The organism is Ruminococcus sp. AM42-11, from assembly GCF_003480145.1.
GTDB classification, from domain to species: Bacteria; Bacillota; Clostridia; order Lachnospirales; family Lachnospiraceae; genus Blautia_A; species Blautia_A faecis.
Window position 1 is genome coordinate 1 of sequence record NZ_QUIO01000086.1, and the last position, 3,529, is coordinate 3,529.

Annotated in this window: 4 protein-coding genes and 1 CRISPR repeat array; all 4 genes read left to right on the forward strand. The window is 27.3% G+C overall.

What is annotated here, in order from left to right; translation table 11 throughout:
• Positions 1 to 146: 146 nt before the first annotated feature.
• Positions 147 to 380: direct repeats of the CRISPR family, unit length 36 nt; unit sequence GTTTTGTAACCATGTAAATTAAGAGGTATACAAAAC.
• A 244-nt stretch (positions 381 to 624) separates the two neighbouring features.
• The 4 genes from iscB to DW904_RS22435 all read left to right on the forward strand — a co-directional run bounded on the left by iscB (position 625) and on the right by DW904_RS22435 (position 3,424).
• Positions 625 to 1,617: an RNA-guided endonuclease IscB gene (gene iscB / locus DW904_RS22420; RefSeq protein ID WP_202187815.1), complete on the forward strand. Its 993-nt coding sequence runs from the start codon at positions 625 to 627 to the stop codon at positions 1,615 to 1,617.
• Entirely contained in the window at positions 1,614 to 2,363 is a 750-nt protein-coding gene (locus DW904_RS22425) for a hypothetical protein (protein WP_118584324.1), read from the forward strand. Before iscB ends, DW904_RS22425 begins: the two co-directional genes overlap by 4 nt.
• 144 nt (positions 2,364 to 2,507) lie before the next feature.
• Positions 2,508 to 3,017 carry a hypothetical protein gene (locus tag DW904_RS22430; RefSeq protein ID WP_147422370.1) on the forward strand — a complete coding sequence of 170 codons (510 nt, stop codon included), beginning with the start codon at positions 2,508 to 2,510 and terminating at the stop codon, positions 3,015 to 3,017.
• Positions 3,018 to 3,019: 2 nt separating this feature from the next.
• On the forward strand, positions 3,020 to 3,424 hold the full coding sequence (locus tag DW904_RS22435; protein ID WP_118584326.1) for a hypothetical protein: 405 nt from the start codon (positions 3,020 to 3,022) through the stop codon (positions 3,422 to 3,424).
• Positions 3,425 to 3,529: the final 105 nt, after the last annotated feature.

Below are 3,529 nucleotides of genomic sequence, written 5' to 3' on the forward strand. Positions count from 1 at the left end.
TAAGCTGTAAGTTTTATAAAGAAGCATAAGTTGAATTTCTGGAACAAGCGATAATGAATTTCTGGAACAAGCGATAATAAAAGATAAAAATAATGAATGTGAGGTGATGATATATATGATTGATTGAGATTTAAATAAAAATGTTGTTTATTACAAAATGTAAATTAATAGGTATACAAAACGATAGAATTACAAAAGAGTATTTTATTGATGTTTTGTAACCATGTAAATTAAGAGGTATACAAAACTTTGAAAGCTTACTATCAACCTTTGCCATTGTTTTGTAACCATGTAAATTAAGAGGTATACAAAACGCACAAGGTAATCATATGGGATACCGTATAGTTTTGTAACCATGTAAATTAAGAGGTATACAAAACCTCAAAGTATAGTTTTATACCTCTTATTTTAAGGCACTTCTATGAAATAGACTAAGAGAAATCTACGTTATAAAAAGATAATATGTTATGGTGTCGCTCTAGCTGTAATTATATCGTTTGTACCTAAACATACACTGTGCTGAACATGATTGGTGTAAGTGATACAAACATGTAACTTTTTATAACATTGTCGAAGAGCATGACCAATTTTAAATTGAGATTATATTATAAAGGAAATAAAAATATGAATTATATGGATTTTGTATTAATTGTGGATAAAAATAATAAACCATGCATACCAATAAAAAATGGTAAAGCAGGTTATTTATTAAGAGAACATAAAGCAGAAATTATAAATCACGAGCCATTAGTTATCAAAAGAACTGATGATTATAATTCGGATTTAGAAAATAGAGATATATTTGAATTAAAAGTAGATAGTGGATATTTAAATATCGGATTTTCCGTAAGCGATAATGATCATGAATATATTGCAGGTCAAGTTAAAATGTTAAACGGAATGAGTAACAGATTACTAGAAAGAAAATCAATGCGTAGTTCCAGAAGAAATCGTTTACGTTATAGAAAAAATAAGAACATTGATTATAAAACAGTACATAATCCTACTTATAAAAATGGAAATGAAGATGGATGGTTTGCACCGTCTATTGTACATAAAATGGAAACGCATATCAGAATCATTGAGCAATTAAAACAATGGGTTCCAATCGATAAAGTTATTGTAGAGGTGGCAAATTTTGACATTGCTGCAATGGATGCATATTTAAAGGACGGAACTATTTTAAATGGAAAAGATTATCAAAATGGTGAAATGAAAGGATATGAGAATGTTGTATCTTATGTAAGAGCCAGAGATAATTATTCTTGTTACTTTTGCAATAAGAAAAAGAAAAAAGATGGTACACTAAAAGAGAAACCAAAAAGAATAGAAGTGCACCATAAAATACCAAGATCCTGGGGTGGTACTAATAATCCAGGAAATTTAATTTGCGTATGTCAAGGATGTCATCAGAAAATACATTCGAATAATAATAACAACAAATATTTTAAAGAATTATTAGAACAAGCTTTACAAGAAAATACATTTAAAGATTCTACATATATGAATATTGTTAGATGGGAATTATTAAACAGACTTACTGAAAAATATCCAGAGCTTGATATTGAAGCTGAATATGGTTATAACACAAAATTAATAGAAAAGAAGCAGGTTTGAGAAAATTTCATTATAATGATGCAGTTTGTGTAAAAGAATTTAAGAATACAACTTTATCTAAAAAAGTATTTATTGTCGAACAAAAACGTTGTAATGATAGAAAAATGGAAAATTTTGCAGATGCTAAATATATAGATTCAAGAGATGGTAAAAAGAAAAGTGGAAATGATTTAAAAGTAATTAGGCATAGTACTAAATCAAAACGTTCTACAAACAAAGAACATATTGATAATGAAAGAGTCTTTAGAAAAGAGAAAGTATCTAAAGGTAAAATACAATTTGAGTGTCATTCATATTGCGTAAAACCAGGAGATTTAATATACATAAAAGAAGGTAAACATAAAGGGAAAATTGCAGAAGTTTCTACAATACAGATTGTAGGCGGAAAAATTCCTAATCCGATAATTGATATTAATGAGATAAATAATAAAAAAATTGATTTCAACAGAGAGTTGAAAAAAAGAAAAACAATTTCTAATATGACTGATTATCAAAAGAGTTTTGCAAAATATCAAATTAGATTTACATATAAAGAATCTGATGCAGATGGACCATCTATAACGCTTACGCAAAAAGAATATGAAAAGCTTAAAGAAAATAAATCAGATAGAGTAAAAATTATTCGTACCAGACGTGGATTAGTTTGGAGAGAGTACGACAGACTTACATATGAAGCTGAAAATATGGATCAGGAAGAAAAGAAGTTAGAAGTAAAAAATAAGAAACAAGAATTAAAAGCTGCATAAAAAAGGAGATGATCATTATAGACTCAGAAGAGAAAAATACTCAACAGTCCATTCTGCGTAAACACTTCGAGATGCTGTATCCAGAGAAGCTTAAGGATGATGAATGGATAAGACTGGTTGGAGTAAGGAAAGGTGTTTATTAAAATGGGAAATTATGTTTATAAATATGTCTATGATAATGAAATTATTTATATTGGTAAAAATGATACTGATCTTACTTCTAGGTTAAATCGACATGGAAAACCTGGTGATAATATTCCAGAAGAAGGTTGGGATGAAATAAATAATTCAGACATTTTTTATTGTGAACTAGCTAATAGAATTATGTCAGATGTTGTAGAAAGTGAATTAATTAGAAGATACAAGCCAAAATACAACAAAGCAAAAACTTCAGAATGGTCCGGATTAGAATTTGTGGAGCCAAAATGGGAAAAATACAACAAAGAAAAATTATCTAACAAAAGGGATACTGAATATAAGTTTTATGAAGATCAGATAGAAACAGACTATGATAGAACAATGCGAATTATAAACGGTGGAAAGGAAACATTAACAAACGAAATTAATCTTCTTATAGACAAAATGTATAACTTAAGAAGAGAAATAAGATTTCTAAAAGATATAAAAAAAGAAAACTTTGTAATGAAAAAATAAGAGTGGAACGAAGATATTCCTATGAAGAAATGATTAATTTCTACCAATATTTAAATTGTGATTCAAATGTGAAATTTACATCAACTGTTCAAAATGAAAATGGAAATACGTTATGTCATGTTGAATTTTGGTGTGAAAATAAAACAGTTAAATGTAAGTTAGAATATTATGACGAAGACAAAAAAGATTATGTAACTGATATTAAGTTGGTTTGTGAAGATGAATATATACGCGGTGTGGTTTATTTTAATGGCAGCATTCAGTCTACATATGGATTAGTCGCAGAAACAAACAATCATTATTATATAAATGATGTAATTGTATTATCTAATTATAAAAAATTAAATATAGAGAAAGAAAAATTAATAGAAGATATAAATACTGCTATTAAAATTGATTGTCATTAAAATTGATTGTCATTGTGGAAGGAATATATCATATAAAGAATTTATAGAAAATATTGATTTTTATCAAAAATATTATTGGAGTTTTTTCTTTTTTCAACACAACAA